General features: G+C 52.7%; 1 tRNA gene and 2 rRNA genes. All 3 read left to right on the top strand.

Going from position 1 to position 3,714, the window contains the following annotated elements:
* Nucleotides 1-459 precede the first annotated feature (459 nt).
* Nucleotides 460-3,258: ribosomal RNA gene (locus C0V73_RS22930) — 23S ribosomal RNA — on the top strand.
* A 111-nt stretch (nucleotides 3,259-3,369) separates the two neighbouring features.
* A 5S ribosomal RNA gene (gene rrf / locus C0V73_RS22925) occupies nucleotides 3,370-3,484 on the top strand.
* A gap of 152 nt (nucleotides 3,485-3,636) precedes the next feature.
* Nucleotides 3,637-3,713: transfer RNA gene (locus tag C0V73_RS22920), tRNA-Met, on the top strand.
* Nucleotide 3,714: the final 1 nt, after the last annotated feature.

The raw sequence follows: 3,714 nt of genomic DNA, 5'->3' as shown, positions 1-3,714 counted from the left end.
CCTTTGAAGAAATAAAAGTTTGCATCACTCGAATGAGTGCTGCCTGTTCTGCATACATTGTGAAGAGAAGATTGATCTGGAGGCTTCCAGGTATGGGATTTATCCCATGTCCGAGCCCAGTTCTGATGATCCTTGTGAGGGCCTAGCCGGCCTGAACCTGGTGAAGGACTGGAGGTAGGTAGGAAGCTTGTCGCTCTGGATTGTTCGTTGTTCGTGGCCTTCGGGCCTCGTCTGATGAATGATCGGATTACCGTTGCCTGACCGCGCGGTACCGGATTTAATCTCGAGAAGCTGGTCTTAAAGACAAGCTGCAAGTGAGCTGCTCGGCGTAGCTCCAATAAAGCAGACTTGTCGAACACGTCGATGGCATCTGAATGGTCTGGTTGTAAAAGGTAGCCGGATTGCTGGATCCGACCTCAAGGTCTGGTCGAGCTATAGATGAGCATTGGCAATGAGAACGATTAAGTGTCGTAAGGGCATTTGGTGGATGCCTTGGCATGCACAGGCGAAGAAGGACGTGATACGCTGCGAAAAGCCGTGGGGAGCTGCGAATAAGCTTTGATCCATGGATATCCGAATGGGGAAACCCACCTTAAATGCTTGGAGAATCCAAACTGATCGCAAGATCGGCTTGGGTTTCCAAGCATTGTGATAAGGTATCTAACCTTCGAATACATAGGGGTTAGAAGCGAACGCAGGGAACTGAAACATCTAAGTACCTGCAGGAAAGGACATCAACCGAGACTCCGCAAGTAGTGGCGAGCGAACGCGGACCAGGCCAGTGGCAATGAGGAATAAAGCTGAACAGGTTGGAAAGCCTGGCTATAGTGGGTGATAGCCCCGTAAGCGTAGAACACTCATTGTCCTAGAGTAAGGCGGGACACGTGAAATCCTGTCTGAACATGGGGAGACCACTCTCCAAGCCTAAGTACTCGTGCATGACCGATAGCGAACAAGTACCGTGAGGGAAAGGTGAAAAGCACCCCGACAAGGGGAGTGAAATAGAACCTGAAACCGGATGCCTACAAGCAGTCGGAGGGCGCAAGCCTGACGGCGTACCTTTTGTATAATGGGTCAACGACTTAGTGTAACTAGCAAGCTTAAGCCGGTAGGTGTAGGCGCAGCGAAAGCGAGTCTGAATAGGGCGATTTAGTTAGTTGCATTAGACCCGAAACCGAGTGATCTAGCCATGAGCAGGCTGAAGGTTGGGTAACACCAACTGGAGGGCCGAACCCGCATCTGTTGCAATAGATTGGGATGACTTGTGGCTAGGGGTGAAAGGCCAATCAAACTCGGAGATAGCTGGTTCTCCGCGAAATCTATTTAGGTAGAGCGTCGACCGAATACCCCAGGGGGTAGAGCACTGGATGGGCTATGGGGACTCACCGTCTTACTGATCCTAACCAAACTCCGAATACCTGGGAGTACTAGTCGGCAGACACACGGCGGGTGCTAACGTCCGTCGTGAAGAGGGCAACAACCCTGACCTCCAGCTAAGGTCCCCAAGTCATGGCTAAGTGGGAAAGGATGTGAGGATCCCAAAACAACCAGGATGTTGGCTTAGAAGCAGCCATCATTTAAAGAAAGCGTAACAGCTCACTGGTCTAAATAAGGGTCTTTGCGCCGAAAATGTAACGGGGCTAAAGCCATGCACCGAAGCTGAGGATGTGGATTTATCCACGTGGTAGCGGAGCGTTCCGTAAGCCTGTGAAGGGGTACCCGTGAGGGGCCCTGGAGGTATCGGAAGTGCGAATGTTGACATGAGTAACGATAAAGGGGGTGAGAGACCCCCTCGCCGAAAGACCAAGGGTTCCTGCTTAAAGTTAATCTGAGCAGGGTTAGCCGGCCCCTAAGATGAGGCAGAAATGCGTAGTCGATGGGAACCACGTTAATATTCGTGGGCCTGGTGGTAGTGACGGATTGCGTAACTCGTTCAGACTTATTGGATTGTCTGGGCGGGGAAGCGGTTCCAGGAAATAGCTCCACCGTACAGACCGTACCCGAAACCGACACAGGTGGTCAGGTAGAGTATACCAAGGCGCTTGAGAGAACTATGTTGAAGGAACTCGGCAAATTGCACGCGTAACTTCGGAAGAAGCGTGACCCCTTTGTACGCAAGTATGATGGGGTGGCACAGACCAGGGGGTAGCGACTGTTTATCAAAAACACAGGGCTCTGCGAAGTCGCAAGACGACGTATAGGGTCTGACGCCTGCCCGGTGCTGGAAGGTTAAGAGGAGAGGTGCAAGCTTTGAATCGAAGCCCCAGTAAACGGCGGCCGTAACTATAACGGTCCTAAGGTAGCGAAATTCCTTGTCGGGTAAGTTCCGACCTGCACGAATGGCGTAACGACTTCCCCGCTGTCTCCAACATAGACTCAGTGAAATTGAATTCCCCGTGAAGATGCGGGGTTCCTGCGGTCAGACGGAAAGACCCCGTGCACCTTTACTATAGCTTTACACTGGCATTCGTGTCGGCATGTGTAGGATAGGTGGTAGGCTTTGAAGCAGGGACGCCAGTTTCTGTGGAGCCATCCTTGAAATACCACCCTTATCGTCATGGATGTCTAACCGCGGTCCGTCATCCGGATCCGGGACAGTGTATGGTGGGTAGTTTGACTGGGGCGGTCGCCTCCGAAAGAGTAACGGAGGCGCGCGATGGTGGGCTCAGACCGGTCGGAAATCGGTCGTCGAGTGCAATGGCATAAGCCCGCCTGACTGCGAGACTGACAAGTCGAGCAGAGACGAAAGTCGGTCATAGTGATCCGGTGGTCCCGTGTGGAAGGGCCATCGCTCAACGGATAAAAGGTACGCCGGGGATAACAGGCTGATGACCCCCAAGAGTCCATATCGACGGGGTTGTTTGGCACCTCGATGTCGGCTCATCGCATCCTGGGGCTGGAGCAGGTCCCAAGGGTTTGGCTGTTCGCCAATTAAAGCGGTACGTGAGCTGGGTTCAGAACGTCGTGAGACAGTTCGGTCCCTATCTGCCGTGGGTGTAGGAATATTGACAGGATCTGTCCCTAGTACGAGAGGACCGGGATGGACATATCTCTGGTGGACCTGTTGTCGTGCCAACGGCATAGCAGGGTAGCTATATATGGAATGGATAACCGCTGAAGGCATCTAAGCGGGAAACCAACCTGAAAACGAGTATTCCCTATCAGGGCCGTGGAAGACTACCACGTTGATAGGACGGGTGTGGAAGCTCAGTAATGAGTGAAGCTTACCGTTACTAATAGCCCGATTGGCTTGATCGTTCTCATTGACCATGCTCATCGGCCCGAACAAAACGGGCGATGATGCCAAATACGTGTTCATCAAAAAGAGGTTCGCCTCACCAGCTTCTCAAAAACATTGCCCTTAGCCGACCTGGTGGTCATGGCGGGGTGGCTGCACCCGTTCCCATTCCGAACACGGCCGTGAAACGCCCCAGCGCCAATGGTACTTCGTCTCAAGACGCGGGAGAGTAGGTCGCTGCCAGGTCTGCTAAAGGCAATGTTCTCAGCTAAAAACGCTGAAAAACAATCTTCTCAACACAACATCGGCCCAAGCCGAAATCTTAGGGCCGCATCAAGCGGTCCTTTTTGCTTGGTACAATCTCTTAAGCGTTACAACTTCAGTTGTTACGCTCTTGGCGCGGGGTGGAGCAGCCCGGTAGCTCGTCAGGCTCATAACCTGAAGGCCGCAGGTTCAAATCCTGCCCCCGCAACCAC

Source organism: Rhizobium sp. TH135 (genome assembly GCF_002855515.1).
Lineage (GTDB): Bacteria > Pseudomonadota > Alphaproteobacteria > Rhizobiales > Rhizobiaceae > Allorhizobium.
The sequence above is the reverse complement of the archived record's forward strand: the minus strand, read 5'-3'. Positions and strand labels throughout refer to the sequence as shown.